At 59.5% G+C, this 18,795-nt stretch carries 29 protein-coding genes and 1 other RNA gene; 26 read left to right on the forward strand and 4 right to left on the reverse strand.

Annotated features, from left to right (window positions below; genetic code table 11):
* The 3 genes from HQL98_15460 to HQL98_15470 all read right to left on the reverse strand — a co-directional run.
* Nucleotides 1-173: hypothetical protein (locus HQL98_15460; GenBank protein ID MBF0273446.1), on the reverse strand; the 173-nt coding region annotated here is incomplete at its 3' end.
* Nucleotides 174-828: 655 nt separating this feature from the next.
* A complete protein-coding gene (locus tag HQL98_15465; GenBank protein ID MBF0273447.1) occupies nucleotides 829-1,161 on the reverse strand; it encodes a hypothetical protein in 333 nt (110 codons plus the stop codon).
* Nucleotides 1,162-1,257: 96 nt separating this feature from the next.
* Entirely contained in the window at nucleotides 1,258-1,695 is a 438-nt protein-coding gene (locus HQL98_15470) for a helix-turn-helix transcriptional regulator (GenBank protein ID MBF0273448.1), read from the reverse strand.
* Between the two features lie 87 nt (nucleotides 1,696-1,782).
* Here HQL98_15470 and HQL98_15475 point away from each other — a divergent pair, with 87 nt between their 5' ends.
* From HQL98_15475 to HQL98_15580, 22 genes are all read left to right on the forward strand, one after another.
* The gene (locus tag HQL98_15475) at nucleotides 1,783-2,025 is read left to right on the forward strand and encodes a helix-turn-helix domain-containing protein (protein ID MBF0273449.1); all 243 of its coding nucleotides are present in this window, start codon (nucleotides 1,783-1,785) and stop codon (nucleotides 2,023-2,025) included.
* Nucleotides 2,026-2,087: 62 nt separating this feature from the next.
* Entirely contained in the window at nucleotides 2,088-2,498 is a 411-nt protein-coding gene (locus HQL98_15480; GenBank protein MBF0273450.1) for a hypothetical protein, read from the forward strand.
* Nucleotides 2,499-2,540: 42 nt separating this feature from the next.
* An RNA gene (locus HQL98_15485) (hammerhead ribozyme type II) lies at nucleotides 2,541-2,607 on the forward strand.
* 69 nt (nucleotides 2,608-2,676) lie between these two features.
* A complete protein-coding gene (locus tag HQL98_15490) occupies nucleotides 2,677-3,507 on the forward strand; it encodes a ParB N-terminal domain-containing protein (protein ID MBF0273451.1) in 831 nt (276 codons plus the stop codon).
* A 218-nt stretch (nucleotides 3,508-3,725) separates the two neighbouring features.
* On the forward strand, nucleotides 3,726-5,684 hold the full coding sequence (locus HQL98_15495; protein ID MBF0273452.1) for a transposase: 1,959 nt from the start codon (nucleotides 3,726-3,728) through the stop codon (nucleotides 5,682-5,684).
* A gap of 53 nt (nucleotides 5,685-5,737) precedes the next feature.
* Nucleotides 5,738-6,514 carry an ATP-binding protein gene (locus HQL98_15500; GenBank protein MBF0273453.1) on the forward strand — a complete coding sequence of 259 codons (777 nt, stop codon included), beginning with the start codon at nucleotides 5,738-5,740 and terminating at the stop codon, nucleotides 6,512-6,514.
* Nucleotides 6,511-7,128: a hypothetical protein gene (locus HQL98_15505; protein MBF0273454.1), complete on the forward strand. Its 618-nt coding sequence runs from the start codon at nucleotides 6,511-6,513 to the stop codon at nucleotides 7,126-7,128. The genes HQL98_15500 and HQL98_15505 overlap by 4 nt, the downstream gene beginning before the upstream one ends.
* A complete protein-coding gene (locus HQL98_15510) occupies nucleotides 7,125-7,514 on the forward strand; it encodes a hypothetical protein (protein ID MBF0273455.1) in 390 nt (129 codons plus the stop codon). Before HQL98_15505 ends, HQL98_15510 begins: the two co-directional genes overlap by 4 nt.
* The gene (locus HQL98_15515) at nucleotides 7,498-7,674 is read left to right on the forward strand and encodes a hypothetical protein (GenBank protein ID MBF0273456.1); all 177 of its coding nucleotides are present in this window, start codon (nucleotides 7,498-7,500) and stop codon (nucleotides 7,672-7,674) included. The genes HQL98_15510 and HQL98_15515 overlap by 17 nt, the downstream gene beginning before the upstream one ends.
* Entirely contained in the window at nucleotides 7,671-8,186 is a 516-nt protein-coding gene (locus HQL98_15520; GenBank protein ID MBF0273457.1) for a host-nuclease inhibitor Gam family protein, read from the forward strand. The genes HQL98_15515 and HQL98_15520 overlap by 4 nt, the downstream gene beginning before the upstream one ends.
* Before the next feature lie 3 nt (nucleotides 8,187-8,189).
* A complete protein-coding gene (locus HQL98_15525; GenBank protein ID MBF0273458.1) occupies nucleotides 8,190-8,651 on the forward strand; it encodes a regulatory protein GemA in 462 nt (153 codons plus the stop codon).
* Nucleotides 8,648-9,085, forward strand: a complete 438-nt coding sequence (locus tag HQL98_15530) for a hypothetical protein (protein ID MBF0273459.1) — start codon at nucleotides 8,648-8,650, stop codon at nucleotides 9,083-9,085. The genes HQL98_15525 and HQL98_15530 overlap by 4 nt, the downstream gene beginning before the upstream one ends.
* Nucleotides 9,086-9,186: 101 nt before the next feature.
* Complete coding sequence (locus HQL98_15535) at nucleotides 9,187-9,363, forward strand: hypothetical protein (protein ID MBF0273460.1); 177 nt, start codon at nucleotides 9,187-9,189, stop codon at nucleotides 9,361-9,363.
* Nucleotides 9,360-9,719, forward strand: coding sequence for a hypothetical protein (locus tag HQL98_15540; protein ID MBF0273461.1), 360 nt, complete (start codon nucleotides 9,360-9,362; stop codon nucleotides 9,717-9,719). The genes HQL98_15535 and HQL98_15540 overlap by 4 nt, the downstream gene beginning before the upstream one ends.
* A gap of 12 nt (nucleotides 9,720-9,731) precedes the next feature.
* Nucleotides 9,732-10,052: a DUF2730 family protein gene (locus HQL98_15545; protein MBF0273462.1), complete on the forward strand. Its 321-nt coding sequence runs from the start codon at nucleotides 9,732-9,734 to the stop codon at nucleotides 10,050-10,052.
* A gap of 1 nt (nucleotide 10,053) precedes the next feature.
* Nucleotides 10,054-10,347, forward strand: a complete 294-nt coding sequence (locus tag HQL98_15550; GenBank protein ID MBF0273463.1) for an ArsR family transcriptional regulator — start codon at nucleotides 10,054-10,056, stop codon at nucleotides 10,345-10,347.
* A gap of 2 nt (nucleotides 10,348-10,349) precedes the next feature.
* Nucleotides 10,350-10,871 carry a DUF3486 family protein gene (locus HQL98_15555; protein MBF0273464.1) on the forward strand — a complete coding sequence of 174 codons (522 nt, stop codon included), beginning with the start codon at nucleotides 10,350-10,352 and terminating at the stop codon, nucleotides 10,869-10,871.
* Entirely contained in the window at nucleotides 10,868-12,250 is a 1,383-nt protein-coding gene (locus HQL98_15560; GenBank protein ID MBF0273465.1) for a terminase, read from the forward strand. The genes HQL98_15555 and HQL98_15560 overlap by 4 nt, the downstream gene beginning before the upstream one ends.
* Nucleotides 12,251-12,257: 7 nt before the next feature.
* Entirely contained in the window at nucleotides 12,258-13,766 is a 1,509-nt protein-coding gene (locus tag HQL98_15565; protein MBF0273466.1) for a DUF935 family protein, read from the forward strand.
* Nucleotides 13,753-14,940: a minor capsid protein gene (locus tag HQL98_15570; GenBank protein ID MBF0273467.1), complete on the forward strand. Its 1,188-nt coding sequence runs from the start codon at nucleotides 13,753-13,755 to the stop codon at nucleotides 14,938-14,940. The genes HQL98_15565 and HQL98_15570 overlap by 14 nt, the downstream gene beginning before the upstream one ends.
* Before the next feature lie 119 nt (nucleotides 14,941-15,059).
* Nucleotides 15,060-15,635: a phage virion morphogenesis protein gene (locus HQL98_15575; protein ID MBF0273468.1), complete on the forward strand. Its 576-nt coding sequence runs from the start codon at nucleotides 15,060-15,062 to the stop codon at nucleotides 15,633-15,635.
* Nucleotides 15,636-15,741: 106 nt separating this feature from the next.
* The gene (locus tag HQL98_15580; protein MBF0273469.1) at nucleotides 15,742-16,227 is read left to right on the forward strand and encodes a DUF1320 domain-containing protein; all 486 of its coding nucleotides are present in this window, start codon (nucleotides 15,742-15,744) and stop codon (nucleotides 16,225-16,227) included.
* Between the two features lie 7 nt (nucleotides 16,228-16,234).
* Here the strand turns inward: HQL98_15580 and HQL98_15585 are convergent, their stop codons facing one another.
* Nucleotides 16,235-16,504 (reverse strand): DUF1640 domain-containing protein, encoded by a 270-nt coding sequence (locus tag HQL98_15585; GenBank protein ID MBF0273470.1) that lies wholly within the window; start codon nucleotides 16,502-16,504, stop codon nucleotides 16,235-16,237.
* A gap of 171 nt (nucleotides 16,505-16,675) precedes the next feature.
* Here HQL98_15585 and HQL98_15590 point away from each other — a divergent pair, with 171 nt between their 5' ends.
* The 4 genes from HQL98_15590 to HQL98_15605 form a co-directional block, all read left to right on the forward strand.
* Nucleotides 16,676-17,110 carry a hypothetical protein gene (locus HQL98_15590; protein MBF0273471.1) on the forward strand — a complete coding sequence of 145 codons (435 nt, stop codon included), beginning with the start codon at nucleotides 16,676-16,678 and terminating at the stop codon, nucleotides 17,108-17,110.
* Nucleotides 17,111-17,114: 4 nt separating this feature from the next.
* Nucleotides 17,115-18,047, forward strand: coding sequence for a hypothetical protein (locus HQL98_15595; protein MBF0273472.1), 933 nt, complete (start codon nucleotides 17,115-17,117; stop codon nucleotides 18,045-18,047).
* Nucleotides 18,044-18,397 (forward strand): hypothetical protein, encoded by a 354-nt coding sequence (locus tag HQL98_15600; GenBank protein ID MBF0273473.1) that lies wholly within the window; start codon nucleotides 18,044-18,046, stop codon nucleotides 18,395-18,397. The genes HQL98_15595 and HQL98_15600 overlap by 4 nt, the downstream gene beginning before the upstream one ends.
* A 69-nt stretch (nucleotides 18,398-18,466) precedes the next feature.
* Nucleotides 18,467-18,795 (forward strand): hypothetical protein (locus HQL98_15605; GenBank protein ID MBF0273474.1); only part of this gene is annotated, 329 nt, incomplete at its 3' end.

The raw sequence follows: 18,795 nt of genomic DNA on the forward strand, positions 1-18,795 counted from the left end.
TTGCTGACTTCATCGGAGTGCATTTCGACCAGGGCGCGACCGATGGCATCGGCGATTCTGGTGGCTTTGGCGTGCGCCTTTTTGCTGCGGCTGCTGTTGTAGGTGTCGGGCGAAAATTTGTCGTGGCCAGGGCAGCATCCGTGATCCTTCCGGCGGACTCCATATGGTTTCATGGCTTGTTCTCCCTTTTCGTTCCTGCTGCCCCGTTGCCAGGGCGGCGTATGGTGGTCAGTGTTCGCACGCCGCCATCTGCCGGTCGTATTCGGCAAGGAATGCCTGGAAAAGTTGTTCCTTGGCGGCGTAGTAGGCTCTTTCAGCCCCGTCGTCATCGTCGTCTTGTGACGCGACGAAATGAATGAGAAATCCGGGATGATGCGGGATTTGGGGGGATATTGAGGGATGGCGCGGGGTTGGGGGTGGATTTGGGGGTGACGGGCTTTGTCGCGGGAGTAGGGCTTGGCGGCTGATGGCGACAAGCAAAATGAGAATTTTATCCGGGGGCTTTGGCCCCTTTTTTGTTGCGTGGGATTGGCCTCAAGGGCGCATGAATGCTTGGTTTTTTGGGGGTGGGAGGAGCGGGCTGGGAAGATTTCTTTGGATGGCTGACGAGGCCGCAACTTGGAAGAAAATACACTTATTAATTGTTATTATTTCCATGTTGCATAACTATATGTTAAATATAAATTTAATGGTGCATTTTTGGTATCGATTACCGTACAAAACATGGAAAAGATTTATGTAATTGATCGTCTCAAACGTGCCTGGAATGAGTCTTCAAATGCTGTTGAAAATAAGGCCCGCCCGGACGGTGCCGGGCGGGTACGGGGGTCACTGCTTGCTGGCTTCGGTCAGGTATTCCAAGGCATCATCAAAATCACCACGCCTGAGTTGGCTGGCGCGGCGAATTTCAAACCTCTTGTGCATGTTGCTCCAGATCTTTTGCCGTGACGAACCAGATTTCTCCGCAGCTTTGGCCACAAGGCTGGACAGAGTGGTAAGTTGCTGGTCGTTGATTGGTTGGGACTGGTGGTAATGCCATGCCGCAGCGGTTGCGGCCAGAAAAATGACGGCGGCGGTTATGGCGGTGATGCGTGTGCTGAGACGGCTTTGTTCGTCACGTAGTTGGCTGGATGCCTGATTGGGGGCGATTCTGTTCAACATGTGCTGATTCCCTTGGCTGATGGTTGGTAATAATCCCATCATCGTCAGAACTTTCAACACATAAAATTATTTAGTTATTTCTGACTGTTGACAGATTTAATCGGTTGTAAATTTAAAGAGTCTCGCCACAGAAAGTGGAAGCATATATTGTCCATCCTCAAGTGCTTTAAGCATCATTCGCCGCTCTTCAGGCGTGCTGTCAAGAAACGCTGTGTAAACAATCTCTGCTTTTGGTTTTGGCAGGATTTCCTTTTTTTCCCGCTTTAAAACACTTTCAATCACGTACAGCACTCCCGCCATCTCTTCAGCAACCGTTTGTGGGTTGCAACTCTCAGATCGCACCCCGGTTAGTATGTAATTAACGTCAGCGCCTGCGGCAGCGATTGCTATGAGATACTGTGATGTTGGGTGCCGTTCGCCCGCTTCGTAATTGATTTGTGCGGTACGTCCTACACCTCCCAGCGCAGCAAACTCGGCTTGGTTTAGTCCAAGCCTCTTACGTTCCTCTTGAAGTCGATCAAAAAATGTTTCCATATGTGAACTTTTTCCTTGAGTGTTCTCAAAGGAGGACTTATTCTTTCCCCCCATGGACCCCATCAACCCCAAGCCCCGGTGAATTCCATGGACCGTATCGACATCAAAGCCGCCCTGGAGCGGCGCGGGTGGTCTCTGCGGCGTTTGAGCGCGCATCACGGCTTTGCACCCGACTCCCTCAAGAAGGTCAACCAGGAAAAGCGCTGGCGGCAAGGGGAATGGATCGTTGCTGAAGCCCTGGAGATGAAGCCTTGGGATATTTGGCCTGATCGTTACCCGGATGGGCCGGTTTCCCGTCCAGCAAGACGCACACCTTCGGACGTGAAGTAGGGTAGCATGAAAGCAAAACACATACCAACCAAAAAAAATGACAGAAGGAGATTGAAATCATTATGGAAACTCAAAGTGTGGGTCAGGATCAAACGGCGACTCCTTTGCCGCAGGAGATGTTGGAAAAACTTTTCTGTGCGATCGGTGAGATCGATGAACAGGAAGAGGAACGAAACAAAACTTTGATCCATATCCGCGAGGTCCGAAAATCGATCCGCACCCTGAAAAAGGAGAAAAAGGTCTCGCGCAAACTTCTCTGCCAACTGAAGGTGGATCTTGACGTTATTGATGATAATCTCCGGTCGGCCAACATGGTCATCAAACAGGCGGAACAGGCTGGTAGGCTTACAGTCGTGATCATAAACGATCGCGCAAAATTGGTGCTGGCAGTTCCGGATGAGGAATCGTCTCCTCTCATGCAGTGCGCAAACCTGACACCGACGGTGCCGGATGACTGCCCCCCCCCACAGTGACCATATCGAGCCGGCAGGGATATGACCTTGAGCAATGATGAAGCGCGAAACCACCCCACCTGGGGTGGTCGTCAGGGCGTGGTGGCCCTGGCCTGATGAGCAGCCGGGGGTGCGAATAAAATTATGACCAATCCGATCTTCCCTGTTTTTTCTGCAACACCTTGTAAATAGGGCGACGATGGAAATCCAGGAAATCCCGATTGACGCCATCCTCCTGCAAAACCGCCTGCGTGTGGTCGATGCGGCTTGGGTGGAGAATCTGGCCGCGTCGATCCGTGTGAACGGGTTGCAACAGCCGTTGCAGGTGCGTGCGGTGGGGGATGGGCAATTTGTGTTGGTGGCCGGGGCGCATCGGTTGGAGGCGTGCCGGCGGTTGGAAATGTCGGTGGTGCCATGTCAGGTGGTCGAATGCGACGAATTGCAAGCCCGCTTGATGGAGATCGATGAAAACCTTTATCGTCATGAGTTGAGCCCGTTGGATCGGGCTGCGTTTCTGGCCGAGCGGAAGAAGGTTTATGAGGCGTTGTATCCGGAGACGAAGCACGGGGTTGCAGCCACAAACGCACGGCTTGAAAGACAAAACGACAAAATGTCGTTTTGTCTTTCAACAGCAAAATCAACAGGTTTGAATCGGCGAACTGTTGAGAGGGCGGTCAGTTTGCATGACAGGCTTGACCCACGGGTGCGCGAACTGCTTGCCGGAACGTGGATATCCAAGAATCAAGCGGAACTGACGGCCTTGTCCAGACTGGACTCGAAAGACCAGATGAATATCTTGAAATACATGGAATTGGGAGACGTGAAAGGAGATTCATTATCCGTTAATCAAGCCATCAGCAGGATAAAGCACAATCAGAATCCCGAAACAACGGTCAAAAAAGTCGATGACGATTTTGAGCGGATCAAAAATATCTGGATCAAGACCAGACCGACCTCTCAACAGATGTTCATCGATTATTTGGTCGGCATTGGTGAAATTGCACGTCCTGTCAAAAAGAGGCCGTCATGATTGACGACAAAGAGTCAATTGTTTGGCATTCTGTGGTTGAAATCGCGGACTTTCTGGGAATGACACGGCGAGCGGCTGAATTCAGAATACAAGAACAAAAATGGCGCCGCCCGGAATGGGAAAACCGATACTGGCGCCGTCGGGCTGGTGCGGGTGGCGGGTATGAGTATCACCGCCTGTTATTGCCGAGGGACCGACGCATTGATGGAACGGTGGAGGTGACTGGTGCGGTGCCGGAGGTGGATCTTTCCATGGCGGTGACGCCCATGAACACAAGAGAGGCGCGGCGGCTGGACGCCAGATTGACCATTCTGGATGCCCTGGAGGCGTTCCGGGAGGCGTCCGGAATGGGTCAGGTGGAGGCGGAAGGGTTGTTTGTGCGGTTGTACAACGCCCGTGCCGGACGCCTGGAGATCCCGGATGAAATCCGCGCCACGGTGCGCGACGTCAGCCTCGCCACCCTGCGCCGCTGGCGCAAGGAAAAGCGCGAGGCGGGCATTGTGGCTTTGGCGGGTCATTATGGCCCGCGACGCGGGGCGGATGTCTGGAGCGGGTGCGAGCCGTTGCGCACGTTGGTGATCGGGTTGATCACCACGGTGCCGCATGTCGGGGGCAAAATGGCGTGGGAGTTGGCGCGGGCGCGGTTGGGGGAGCAGGTGGAGATGATGAACCCGCGCACCGGCAAGAAAGAGTCGCGGTCTTTGCCTTCGCAACGGGAGTTTCAACGATTCATTCAAAGATTCAAATCCGAAAACAAGACGTTGTTTGCCTTTGCGACCAACCCGGACCGGTTCCGGGGGGCGTTTCGGGTGACGGCGGGGCGGATGTATGACGGGATCGTGCGGCGCAACCAGTTGTGGGAGTTTGATGCCTCCCCTGCGGATTGTTTGTGTCTGGACGGACGTTATTCCCTGTATGTGATGGTGGATGTCCACTCCCGCTGGAGCAAGGTACGCATCACCAAGACCCCGAGAACCGAAGCGGCCCTGTTGTTGTTGCGGGATTGCATTCTGGATTGGGGGGTGCCTGTCGAGCTGAAGACGGATAACGGATCGGATTTCACTTCCCGTCAGTTCATGGATGTGGTGCGGCGGATCGGGATTCAGCACAGCCTGTGCGACGCCGGACAGCCGCAACAAAAAGCCGCCGTGGAACGGATGATCGGGACCATTCAGCATGGTTTCATGGAGATGCAACCCGGATACATCGGGCATAGCGTCACCGATCGCAAGCAAATCGAGGCGCGCAAGACGTTCTTGGCCCGACTGGGGCAACCGGACGAGAAGATTTTTTGCGTCGAGTTGACCCGCGAGGCCTTGCAAGCCAGGGTCACAGAGTGGATCGAGAAGAAATGGGTTTTCGAGCCGCATGAGGGGTTGGGCAACAAGACCCCGTTCGAGGTGCGCAACAGCTACCGTGGCCCGATTGCCCGCATCGAGGGCGAAGGGGTGCTGGAACATCTGCTGGCCCCGCCTCCGGATGGCGATGGCGTGCGGACGGTCACGGGCAAGGGGATCCGGGTCAACAACATCCACTATACCCATGGATCGTTGGGGTTGCTGGTGGGACAGGAGGTCCAGGTGCGGCTGGATCCGGATGATTTGGGGCGGATCTATGTGTACCAGGGGGAGCCCTGGGAGTTCGTTTGCGTGGCCATCAATCCGGAGCGGGTCGGGGTGTCGCGGGCCGAGGTGGCGGCCAAGGTCAAGTCGCAGCAGAAGAAATTGCTGGACGATGCCATGGTCGAGGTGAAAGAGGCGAAAAAACAGATCAACCTCCGGACCATGAGCGATGAAATCGTGGCGGACGCCGCCCGCCGCAACGGGAGTCTGGTCTCTTTCCCAACCCCGGTGCAGACCCACACCACAGAAAACATTTCAGCGGCCATCGAGGCGATGAACGCCAAGAACGGCCAACCAACCGCAGACAAGCCTTTGACCGAACGGCAACTGGGGAAACTGGTGCAGATCGGTGAACGGTTGAAACAGGCCGCCACTCCGGAGCGGGACGAGGCCGGGATTCGTTACGCCAATGCCCTGGTTCTGGAAGCGCGGCTGGCGAGCGGTGAGACGTTGACCGAGGCGGAGGCGCAGCAATTGAGGCGGTATCAGGGGAGCAACGAATACAAATCCCGGCAACGCCTGGAGGCTTTTTACCGCACGGCGAACAGGTCATGAAAGAGGTCTGTTCACGGCAGGACCGGAAGACAACAAAACAACAGGAGTCACTGATGGCACACACTCATGGCAGTGTCAAACGCACCACGGCACCGTTGCGTAATACGGGCCTGATGATGGATCTGGTGGAACGGTTGGTCAACCGTCCGCCCAACGTGCCGGGGATCGGGATTTTTCACGGATTTTCCGGCATGGGCAAGACGGTGTCGGCGACGTTGGCGGCCAATGTCCACCGGGCGTTTTTTCTCCAGATCACCCCGGATTTCACCCGCAAGTATTTTTACCAGAAAATGCTGCACGCGGTGGGAAAACCGAACGCCAAGGGGAGCATTCCGGAGTTGGCGGACCAGTTGACCGCGACCCTGGGAGACCTGGACGACCCGGTGCTGTTTTTGGACGACGCCCATTACATCTTCGTGCGTCATTATCGGGCCAAGGAACAGACTTTCAGCCATTTTCAGGATGTCATCCGCACGTTGCACGACGTGGGTGGGGCTTCCATCGTGTTGATCGGCGAGGAGGATTTGCCACAGATCGTGGAACGACACGAGTCGATCCACAACCGGGTGGCGGTCTGGCAGGAGGCGATGTTCGCCGACATGAGCGACGCCCGGCACATGGCGGACATGTTGTGTCCGGATACCATGATCGGTGATGACCTGTTGCAAGAGATCCTGACCCGATCCGGACGGTTGTTGCCCCGGATCATCAGCAATCTGTATCTGGCGGCGGACGCAGCCAGCGAAGTCGGCGCCATGGTGATGGATCTGGAGGCGTGGGGCGAGCGGTCCTATTTCACCGGCAAGACCAGAAGGAGGACTGCGGCATGAGTCTCAAACCGGCGCCTGTCGAGGCGCAATTGCGGGTACAAATTCCGCGCGGATATCAGGGGGTGTGGGAAATTTTCCGGAAACTGCCGGATCACGCCGGGTTGACCGTGGGTGATGTCTGTTCCTTTACCAACTCGAACCGCACCACGGTGGAGCGGTACATGCGCGCCCTGGAACGGGCTGGATACCTGAAACGGTTTCCGGTGCGTTTGAAGGAGATAGGTGCTTATGTCTACCGGCGTACTGGCCCGTTTGGTTTGGTGGCCGTGCGGTTGCGGGCGGACGGCACTCCGGTTGGCGAGATGGGTCGCGGCCAGGAAAACATGTGGCGCACCCTCAAGATGTTGAAAACCTTTTCACCCCTTGAGGTGGCGGTCCACGCCTCGACCGACGCGGTTCAGGTGAGCGAGGGGGCGGCCAGGACGTATCTGGCCCGGCTGGCCTGGGCGGGATACCTCAAGCGGGAGCGCGGAGGCAGTGGACGGTATCGCTTCCTGCCCTCCGGGGACACCGGACCGTTGGCCCCCATGATCATGCGCACCAAATTCGTCTTCGACCCGAACGTGAACGCGGTGCGCGGGCCGGGATCGGACGCGCATCAGGTGACGACATGAGCGGGCACAACGCCTCTTTGGTCGTGCGGAGTTGGGGCGCGACGGCTCCGGCCTGGGTTTTGGCGTTGGCTGCGGAGTGTGACCGTTCCAGTCAGGTGCAGGCAGCCCGGCGGATCGGATATTCCCCGTCGGCGGTGAACTGCGTTTTGAAAAAGGCTTATCAGGGGGCCACACACCGCATTCAACAGGTGGTGGAAGACCGGTTGATGCAAGCCGAGGTGGCGTGTCCATTTTTCGGGCAACTGCTGCGCACCCGGTGCCAGGAGATCCTGGCAGGTCAGGGGTCGACGTCGGTGCGACGGTCTTGCCGTGTCTGCAAGAATAATCCAAGTCGTAGAATATTAAACGAACAGGCTACAGGAGGAGTCCATGAAGCAAAAAGTTGAGGAGGTCCGACCCTATTCGGATCGGGAGCGGGAAATTTTGCGGCGCGGCGACATCATCATGCGCAACGGTCTGTATGGTCCCATCGAGATTCAGCGCGCGGGGGCGATCCGGAGAATGGTCAGGGGATGGCTGCATTGGATCAAACGGAGGGTCTCATGAATGCGCGTGTCAAACCGGCGCCGGTGCTGGTGATCGCGGATCTGCCCCAGGCGGATCTGGTGTTGGGGGAGATCGCCCTGTTGCAGCGCGGACTGGAGGCCATCGAGGCGGACATGAACGCCTCCATCGATGCCATCAAACGGTCGGCGGAGGGCTTTGCGACCCCGCGCCGGACGCGCCTGAAAGAATTGGAGCGCGCCCTGATCGTGTTTGCCGAGACCCATCAGGCGAGTCTGTTTCGGACGGCCCGCTCCGTCAGGCTGACCTGTGGTGTGTTCGGGTATCGCCAATCCTCCGAACTGAAGCCGGTGCCGAAGCTGACCTGGGCGGCAGTGCTGGAGAAGATCAAGGGGTTGGGCGTCACCGAATTGTTGCGTACCAAGACCGAGGTGAACCGGGAGGCAATGCGTGACTGGCCGGACGAACGGTTGGAGGTGGTGGGGGTGCAGCGGGTGCAAAAGGATGTCTTCTGGTACGAAACCAGAAAAGAAGAGCTGGCGCGGGAGGGTTGACCCATGCCCACCCGTGCCCAGTTGGCCATGATCCACATCGCCAAAAAAGCCATGGCCATGGACGATGACCGTTATCGGGCCGTGTTGGGTCGGTTCGGGGTGGCGTCGTCGAAGGATTTGACCGGGCGTCAGGCTGCCGCGCTGATCGACCTGTTTGGCCAATGGGGGTGGCGACCGGTCACGCCCCCCCGCAAGGTCGAAGCCGTGTGCCGACCGGCTCCGGCTATGGACAAAACCCGCTACATCAACAAGATCATCCAGCAATTGAAGCAACTGGGCAGGCTTGGCCAGGGCCAGGATTTGTTGGCCTACGCGGACGGTATTGCCCACGAGATGTTTTTCCGGGATCAACCCAACGTGAGCCTGTCGGTGGAACACTGCACGATTTTGCAACTGGTCAAGATCATCCAGGCGCTGGAGATCCATATCCGGCGGTTGCGCAACCGCAACCCGGTGGCCGAATGAGCGCACCGCTCACAGCGGCGGACCTGGAAGCCTGTTTCATTCCCGATTCGCTCCAGGAGTTGGTGCGGGTGGTGGGGGCCGAGGGGGCGCTGCGGCTGGTGGCCGGGTTCGGCGGCCTGACCCTCGCCCTGCCCACCCGCCTCAAGCCGGATGGTGATCTGGTGCGCCTGCTGGGGTGGGAGACCGCCGAGGCCCTGGTGGCCTGGGGTGGCGGGGATCGGATTTATATCCCCAGGGCGGAGCGGGCGTTGCGCTGTCTGCGGGATCAGGAGATCCGGCGCCGGGTGGATGCCCGTGAACCGGTGGCCGATCTGGCGCGCCAGTATCGTTTGTCCGAACGGCGTATCTGGGCCATCCTGAAGATGCCCGATCCGATCCACGCCAAGAACACCCTGCCAAATACCGCCACACCACGCCAACTCTCCTTGTTTTGATCCTTCCAACGTACTGATGCCCATCAGGTAAAACCCGGCATTGGCAGTCGTTATCCTTGGCAGAACGTTTTCACCCGTTCTCGTTCACAAGGAATTGCGCCATGACTGCCACCGATCTTCTGACCACCTACGGTCCGACCGTGGTCACCATTGCCTCTGCGATTGCGGCGGCCACCCCGACACCCCCCCCGGATTCCCCCTGGAGTCTTCTGTATCGACTGATCGATCTGCTGGCCATCAATATCGGGAAGGCCAAGAACCGGGGAGACGGACGATGAGTACCGGGTTGGAGTCATTCTTCTCTGGAAGCATGCGCGAACTGGCCGATCTCATCGGGCGGGAGTTGGCGGCCCGGCTGGTCGAGAGCGTCGGCGGGACGCGGATCTTCGTGCCGAAAAAACCGCGTCCGCACCACCGACTGGCCTCTTTGATTGGCATGGACGCCACGACCCAGCTTTCCGGGTATTGCGGGGGCGAGGTATTGGCCATTCCCAAGGAGGCGGGCATGCGCCGCGCCATCCGCAACCAGCAGATCTGTGCGCGTTACGATCAAGGAATGGGCGTGCGCCAGTTGGCCAGGGAGTATGACCTGACCGAGCGGCAGATCTATACCATTTTGTCCGCTGCCTACTGAAGGAGGGCAGGCATGGAGAGCCACCCGAATTTTCTGGAGTACTGGCCCATCCTGTTGGCGATCCTGAACGGGTTGTCGTTCTGGATTGTCTGGGCTTTGCGTCATTTCGTGCGGGAGGAGCTGAACAAGGCGCAACGGTCGTTCGACGAGCGGATTGCGCACATCGAGCGCGCGGTGGCCTCGCGCCCGGAGCAGGAAGATTTCGTGCGATTGTCGGAGCGCATGACCGAGATTCATGGATCGGTGGAGCGTCTGGTGGGTCAGATGGAGGCCAATTCCCGCCAGCTCAACTTGTTGATCGAATATCATCTTGGTCGCGTCAGAGGAGAGTGACATGGATTTCAACGCAATGCTCAGAGAGGATCGGCGGGGCTGCATCCTGCGATTTCTGGAGGATGCGCCGGGCCGGTTCGGCAGTCTGCCGGTGCTGGTCATGGTGCTGGATACGGCGGGCCATCGCACCTCGTCGGAGAGCGTGGCCGAAGAGCTGGATTGGTTGGAGCGTAACCGGCTGGTGACGCTCGATATTCCCGGCGGGGTGGTGGTGGCCACCCTGACCCAGAGGGGTGCGGAGGTGGCGCAGGATCGTCTGCGGGTGACGGGCGTCAAACGTCCGGAGTTGGTGTGACCATGGCGCGTCAATCCTCTTTGACCCGTCTGCCTCCAGAGATCCGCGACGAGATCGGTCGCATGATTCGGGAAGGCGGGCACACCCTGGATGAAATCATGACCCATTTGCGCACGTTGGGCCGTGTGGGCGTCTCCCGTTCGGCACTGGGGAGATACCGGAAAAACCTGGATGAGCGGATGTCTGCGGCCCGGGAGGCCCGGGAGATCGCGGCGGTGTGGGTGGAGAAACTGGGTACGGAGCCGCAGGGGGATGTGGGGCGGCTGACGGTTGAAATGCTGCGCGCCGTGGCGTTGCAGACCGTGGGGGTGATGGGTGGCGAAGGGGAGGTGAAGCCTTCCGAGGTGGGGGTGATGGCGAGGGCGTTGCGGGATCTGGCCACGGCGGACAAGAGCGCGGTGGAGCGGGAAATCGCAGTCAGAAGGCGGCTGGTGGACGAGTTGGCCAAAGGGGGCGAACAGGGAACGCGGCTCGATCCCAGGGTTCTGGAGGATGTGCGGCAGATTCTGGGGGTGTCGGCATGACCGCTCCCGTTCCCGTTCTCCGGTTGCATCCTTATCAGCGGCGTTGGATGGCGGACGGATCCCGCTTCAAGGTTGGCATGTTCGCCCGTCAGACCGGCAAGACCTTCACCAGTTGTCTGGAGATCGTGGATGATTGTTTCGCGGCGGAATCACACGGACAACGCACCCGGTGGGTGATTTTGTCCCGGGGGGAACGACAGGCCAAGGAGGCGGTGGAGGAGCATATCAAACCGTTCTGCAAAGCCTATTACGCCCTGTATCAAGCCGTTGTGAAACAGGAGCCGGAATTTACCGAAGGCGAGCTTTCGTTGGGGGACGCCCGTTATACCGCTTTGGAGGTGCATTTTCCCGGCGGATCCCGCATCACCGCCCTGCCCGCCAATCCCGACACCGCCCGTGGATTTTCGGCCAACGTGCTGCTGGACGAGTTTGCTTTTCATGCCGAGTCCCGCAAGATCTGGGCGGCGCTCTTTCCGGTGATCAGCGCTCCACATCTCAAGCTGCGGGTGGTCTCCACCCCGAATGGCAAAGGAAATCTTTTTTACCAGTTGGTCACCCAGCCCAATCCGGCCTGGTCGCGGCATGTCGTGGACATCCATCGGGCGGTGCGGGAGGGATTGCCGCGCGACATCCCAGAGTTGCGCGCGGCGTTGGGAGACGAGGATGCATGGCGGCAGGAGTTCGAGTTGGAATGGCTGGACGAGGCTTCCGCCTGGTTGTCTTACGACCTGATCGACGCCGCCGAACACCCCCTGGCCGGAGACCCTGCCCACTACCGGGGCGGTCCTTGTTTTGTCGGGGTGGATATCGGGGTGCGACGCGACTTGTTCGTGATCTGGGTGATGGAGCTGGTGGGGGATATCTATTGGACCCGCGCAATCGTGACCGCACAGCGCGCCTCTTTCGCCCGACAGGCGGAGCTGCTGGATGCGGCGATGGAATCTTATCAGGTGGTGCGGGTTTGCATGGACCAGACCGGCATGGGCGAGCAACCGGTGGAAGAGGCCAAACGGCGGCACGGGTCGTTGCGGGTGGAGGGGGTGCTGTTCACGGGTCCGAACAAGCTGATCCTGGCCAACGCGGGCAAAGCGCTCTTCGAGGATCGGCGTATCCGGATCCCGTCCGGAAATCCGGCGTTGCGGCAGGATCTGCACAAACTCAAGAAAATCACCTCCCCCACCGGCGCCCCCCGTTTCGTGGCCTCCTCGGACGAATCCGGGCACGCGGACCGGACCTGGGCCGGTTTTCTGGCGGCGCATGCGGCCAGCAACCCGGAACATGTGATCGAGTTTACCGCGACCGGGCACTATCGCCCGGAGGCAGAGTTGGACCCTTTCCGGCGCGCTGCGCCACTCGTCACCCAGATGACCGGTTTCTGAGGGTACCATGAGCAAGAAAAAGCGAGATCAACAACCCGGAGAAAAACCGCCGCTCCAACAGGAACTGTCCGCAAGTACCGCCGATCGGGATGTGACGCGCGGCTGGCTGGATGCGTTTGTTGCCATGCCTCCCCAGGATTCCATCCTGCTGGGAAAAGGAGGGGGTGATTACGGACTGTACGAAGACCTGTTGCGGGATGATCAGGTGGCGTCCTGCTTCCAGCAGCGCAGGCTGGCCATCATTTCCCAGCCATGGGTTGTGGATCCGGGTGCCGATGATGCGCCATCCAGGGAGGCGGCGAAGTTCATCAAGGAGCAATTGGACCGGTTGTCCTGGGATACCATCACCGACCGCATGCTTTATGGGGTGTTTTTTGGATATGCCGTGGCCGAGTGCCTATGGGGGCTCAAGGACAATCGGGTTGTGCTGACGGACCTGCGGGTGCGCCATTTGGCCCGGTTTGCGTTCGGTGCGGATGACGGTTTGCGGCTGCGCACCATGGAGAACTTCGACGGGGAAAAATTGCCGGAGAAAAAATTCTGGGTTTTCCGTTCCGGGACATTCCACGACAACGAGCCGTATGGACGTGGTTTGGCCCATTGGCTGTATTGGCCGGTATTTTTCAAGCGCGGAGGACTGCGCGCCTGGTTGCGGACCATCGATAAATTCGGGGCTCCCACAGCCATGGGAATCTATCCGCACCATGCCGGGGAGGCGGAAAAACGCACCTTGCTGCAAGCCCTGGAGGCCATTCAATCCCAGTCCGGTTTGATCATCCCGGAGGGGATGCGGGTGGAGCTGTTGCAGGCCACCATGAGTGGCCGCGTGGACAACGCAGAACTGTATGACCGCATGGACAGGGCCATCACCAAGGTGATTCTGTCGCAGACCATGACCACGGAGGCGGCGGGCGGACAGTACAAGGGGGATGTCCACAAGGCGGTGCGCAACGATGTGGTCAAAGCCGACGCGGATATGATTTCCGAGTCCTTCAATGGGGGGCCGGTGGTCTGGTTGACCGAGTGGAATTTTCCAGGGGCCACCCCGCCACGGGTGCGACGGGTGATCGAGGAACCGGAAGATCTGGATTCCCGTTCGGCCCGGGAAGAACGGCTGGCCCGGATCGGGTACCGGCCCACGCTCAAACAGGTGACGGAGAGTTATGGCGGCGAATGGGAAAAGGTGCCGGTGCCAAGTGCGGTCGGGGCGACAACCGGAAGAGATGTGGCGTTTGCGGAAGCGGATCTGGATCCGGAAGAGGAGGCCGCATCCGCCGAGCAAGCGGTGATCGACGCCTTGACCATGGACGGGATGGAGGGTGTGCGGCGGGCCATGGTGCCGTGGATGGAGACCGTTTTGAACCGTCTGGGTCAGGCTGCGGATCCCGGGGATGCGTTGCGGCGGTTGGATGCGCTTTATGCGGAACTGGCAACCGATGATCTGGAGGAGGCGTTTGCCAGACGACTTTTTTTGGCCGACATGATCGGACGGAGCAACGCCCATGGCGCAGCTTGATCTGGGATACGCCCTCAATCTGCCCCCGGAGCGGGCGGTCGAATACATGGTCTCCAAAGGGATGAGGTTGTCCTGGAACTGGCACGACACCTGGAAAGAGGCGCACGCCAAGGCGTTCACGGTGGCCAGGGTGGTCAACATGGAGGTATTGAAGGCGATCCGGGCCGAGGTGGAAGAGGCCATCAAGGGCGGGACCACTCAGGCGGAGTTCATGCGCAAACTGGCTCCCCGTCTCAAAGAGATGGGCTGGTGGGGCAGGAGCGAACAAGACGATGGCAAGTCTGTGGGCTTGGGGAATCCTTGGCGGCTGAAGGTAATTTATCAGACCAATCTGCAAACGGCATACATGGCTGGACGCTGGAAAGAACTGCAAGACAATGCCGATGCCCGACCCTATTGGCGGTATGTGGCGGTGATGGATTCCCGCACCCGTCCGGCCCATCGGGTGCTGCATGGCAAGGTGTTTCGCCATGATGACCCATTCTGGACGAAATTCTTTCCCCCGAACGGCTGGGGGTGTCGTTGCCGGGTGCGGGCATTGGCACCGGATCAGTTGGCCGGCGCGCCCGTGGAATCGTCTGCCGGGCGGATCGACCATGAAGAACGGCGGATCGGCACGAATCCGGAGACCGGAGAGACAATCCGGCGGCCCGTGCATGGGTATCGCTTGCCGTCTGGACAGCGGTTCACCCCGGATCCGGGGTGGGATTACAACCCTGGCCAGGCGGCCTGGCAGCCGGATCTGAACCGCTATCCGTCGGAGGTGGCCCGGCAATATCTGGAAGGATCCATCTCCGGACCGGACTTTACCCGGTTTTTCAAGGGGGAGGTCAAGGGAGATTTTCCCGTGACGGTGCTGGATGATCGGGCCAGAAAGGTCTTGGGCACCGATGGGCAGGTGGTGAAATTGTCGTCGGACACCCTGGACAAACAGTCCCGATCCCACCCGGATTTGACCCCTGAAGAGTACCGGACCCTGCCCCGCATCACCGAGGGGGAGGTGGTTCAACAAGATGATCAGCGGCTGGTGTTTTTCAAGTCGGAGGGGCGCTTGTACAAGGCGGTGATCAAGGCGACCCGGGATCGTCGGGAACTATATGTGACGTCGTTTCAACGTGCCGATGAGGGCGAAAAACGGCGGGAGACAAAAAGAGGACAGGCCATCGAGGAATGAGTCGGCGAATGGCGGGGCCTCCCATTCAACCCCGCATGGCACTCCGTGGCAAGGCCACGTGTTACGGCGGGGAGAATGGCACCGTGTCACATAGGCCGACTTTAAAAGGAGTTTAAAGCATGTCCGGACCGATTGAAATCAAAATCGACGACCGCCTGGTCATGGAGGCCTTGAACCGTCTGGCGGGTGCCGCGACCCGTACCGCACCGGCCATGCGGGAGGTGGCCGGGGTGCTGCTGGATGGGGTGGAGGAGGCGTTCGAGCGGGAGGCGGATCCGGTTTCCGGAGTTCCGTGGCCCTCCTTGCGCCCCTCCACGATCCAGTCCAGACAGCGACAAGGCCAATGGCCCGGCAAGATTTTGCAAGTGACCGGACTGCTGGCCGCATCGGTTGCGTCCGATTTCGGTCCGGACTTCGCGCGTGTCGGCAGCAACCGCCGTTATGCGGCCATCCAGCAGTTCGGCGGCTCGATCCCGGTCCATGCCAGAAGCCAGACGCTTTATTTCAAACAAAATGCCCGCACCGGCACGGTGGGCAACCGGTTCGTCAAAAAGAGTCAATCCAACTTCGCCCAGTGGGCCACCATGGGCGCCCACGCCATCCACATCCCTCCCCGGCCCTATCTGGGACTCTCCCCGGAAGGCACGGGGCGGATCATGGACATTCTGACCCGGCATCTGCTGGCGGTGGTGTGAAAAGGGCCATTTTCAGCGCGTCTGACCTGCCGGGACATCCAAGGGCTTGCCGCAAGTCCAAGACGCGACAGGCGCGTTTCTAAATCGGGTTTCACAGGGGTTTACGATGTCCACATCTTTGTACGTCACGATAAATGATCTGATCTGTTGGTTCGGTGCCCGCGAGATCACCGCGATCGCGTCGCCGGATCATGGCGCGATCCTCACCGAAGCGCAAATGCTTAACCCGGATGGCCCGGAGGCCACCGCCGCCGCAAACCGGATCCTGGATGCCATCACCCACGCCTCGCGGGTGGCCGATTCCCATCTTTCCCGACGGCATGCGCTGCCCCTGGACGCGGCGGTGGTCGCGGACTCTCCTTTGGCCCGGTATTGCGGGGACATCACCCGGTTTTTGTTGTGGGATGACAAACCTTCCGAAACGGTGCGCGACCGGCATGACCGGGCCGTGAAATGGCTGGAGGCGGTGGCCACGGGCAAGGCCACTCTGGGCGGGATCGCACCACCCCCCCCGGCGGCTGCGGGGATCGGATCCCCGGCGTTCGTGGCCGGGTTCCGGCAGTTCGATGGAGAGGCGTTGCAGGGGTTTTGAGACCGGTTCAACCCAGCAGCGATTTCAAGGCGGGCAGAACCGTGACAATGATGATCAGAGCCAACATCCATTTGATGACCGCCAGATCGGTACGAATGGGAGAGAGATCCTTTTCAGATCTGGCATCCAGATACTCTTTCGTCACCAACTCCCCACGGGTCTTGTCGCTGATTTCGATCTGTATCTCGGCCAAGGCTTCGGCTTGCCGTTCGTCAAATCCCGCAGCCTTGAGGCTCTTGACATACTTCAATGTGTCGAATGTGATGGTGGCGGCCATGGTTTTTCTCCAAGAGTCGTGGTGAATGGAAACAGCATATCACGATTCTCGTCGTTCTTGAAAAAACAATTTGATCCCTCTTCCCACTGATGCGCATCAGGTCAATCTTCCCCGCTCAACCCTCTATTCTCTGACAAAACGGTTTCATCAAGCCTGTCAGAGGAATTTCCCATGGATGACCTGTTTGCGCTGGAGCCACACCTCGCGGAACGGATTGCGGCACGGGTGCCGGAGTTGCGGCGCGTGGCCGTGGCCAAGGATCTGGCTGGCGTGACGAGCCAGGGTCAGATCGTGCCCGCCTGTTATGTGGTTTACGGCGGGGATGATCCGGTGCCGGGGGAGTTGGAAGAGGGAGAAGGGTTGCTGGATCAATACTGGCTGGTCGTGCTGGCCGTGCATGTGGGGGTTCGGGAGGAACCGTCCAACCGGGAAGCCGGATTGCTGTTGGCCAAAATCGACGCCGCGTTGCGTGGCTGGCGTCCACCGGTGGACGGGACGATCGAGCCGTTGACCCGTTCCCGCTCCCCATCCCCTCTGTTTGATGATGGATACGCTTATTTCGCTCTGCGCTATCGGGCGCGGATCACTCTTGCTTCGGGAGAATAGCACCATGTCTTTGTCGAATCATCATTATACCGGCGCCGGACCGGTGGAGATCGGACCGGCTGACGGATCCGGTCCCATTGTCGCGGTCGGCAATACGCCGGATCTGACCATCGCCATCGACGACGAAACCGAAAACCTGGAGGACTTCGACAGTGCGGCTGGCGGGGTTGCCGACTCCGTGACCCGCGTCAAAAGCTGCAAGCTCAATTTGGCCATGAGCGTGATTTCTGCGGCCAATCTGGCCATCGCCACGCTGGGCGCCGCGTCGGTGGTTGCGGCTGGATCCGTGATCAATGAGGAGGTGGTGGCCTGGAAAGGTGGGCGTCTGGTGTTGCAATACGCGCTGCCGGAAGAGGCCTCCGTGGTCGTCACGACCAAAGACGGTTCCGGTGCTGGCGTCTGGGAGGATGTCACGGCCTATGTCGCCGGATCGTACCTGAAACCCACCGTGACCAATGGACACTATTATAAATGCGTCACCGGCGGCACCTCCGGAGCGTCGGAACCCGTCTGGCCGATCAACGGCGCCACCGTGACCGATGGCACGGTGGTATGGCGCGACCTGGGCACGATCATCAAAACGGCGGGCACCGACTACACGGTGGATCCGTTGGGACCAGTCATGACCCCCGCCGCCGCCATCGAGGATGGACGTCCGTTGTTGGTGGCTTATTCCTATGGCGCCCAGAATGTTGTCGAGGCCATGACCCAGACGGGCCGCGAATATACGGTGATCTTTCGGGGCATGAACACCGCCAAGGGGGACCGTTTGCGTGCCGTGATCTTTCATCGCGTGCGTTTCACGGCGGCCAAGAAAATCGACCTCAAAACCAAGAAATTCGCCCAGCTCGATCTGGTGGGCGAGGTGTTGAAGAGTGATCAGGGGGCAGGCCGCAGCGCCTATTACCGGGAAATCCACGAAGAGGTGACGGGATGAGCCGGGCGCGTCGGGAAAACACCGTCGCCATCGGTGAACGGCAGGTCACCATCCGGGAGCCTTTGGTGGATGAGTTGCTGGGGCTGCTCAAACAGTTTCGGGAGCAGGACGGCCAAAGTCAGGACGTTTTCGGAGATCACGTTTTGGGAGAGTTGTCGTTCCGTGAAATCGAGATGTTCACCACTTTGTCCGCCACGGAGCTGGGGCTGTTCACCCTGTCGGAACTGGCGGAGATCGGAAAGGCGTGCCGGGAGTTCAACCCCCTTTTTTTCGCCTGGAAGGATCAACTGGTGCGGGCGATTCGATCGCAACCGTCATCCGCAGCATCGAGTCCGGCGCCTTCCATCTGATTGCGGCCGGGCATGACACTGTTTTTGATTATCCCTGGGAAATCTACCTGCACGCCCTGGAGTGGCTGAATGGCCAACAACGCTCTGCCTAATCTGGTTCTTACGCTGTCGGTCAACGCCAGCGCGTTCACGCAAGGGATGCGGAGCGCACAAGGCGATTTCACCACCGCTGTGCGGGGGATGCAGACAGGTGCCGATCAGACCTCCACGGCCCTGGGTCGTGTCGGGGATGCGGCGGGCCGGATGGGCGCAGGTATCAATCAGACATCCACCGCTTTGGGTCGTGTCGGGGATGCGGCGGGACGGATGGGCGCGGGGGCCGATCAGGCCTCCACGGCCCTGGGTCGTGTCGGGGATGCGGCGGGACGGATGGGCGCGGGGGCCGATCAGGCCTCCAC

Source organism: Magnetococcales bacterium (genome assembly GCA_015231755.1).
Classification (GTDB): domain Bacteria; phylum Pseudomonadota; class Magnetococcia; order Magnetococcales; family Magnetaquicoccaceae; genus Magnetaquiglobus.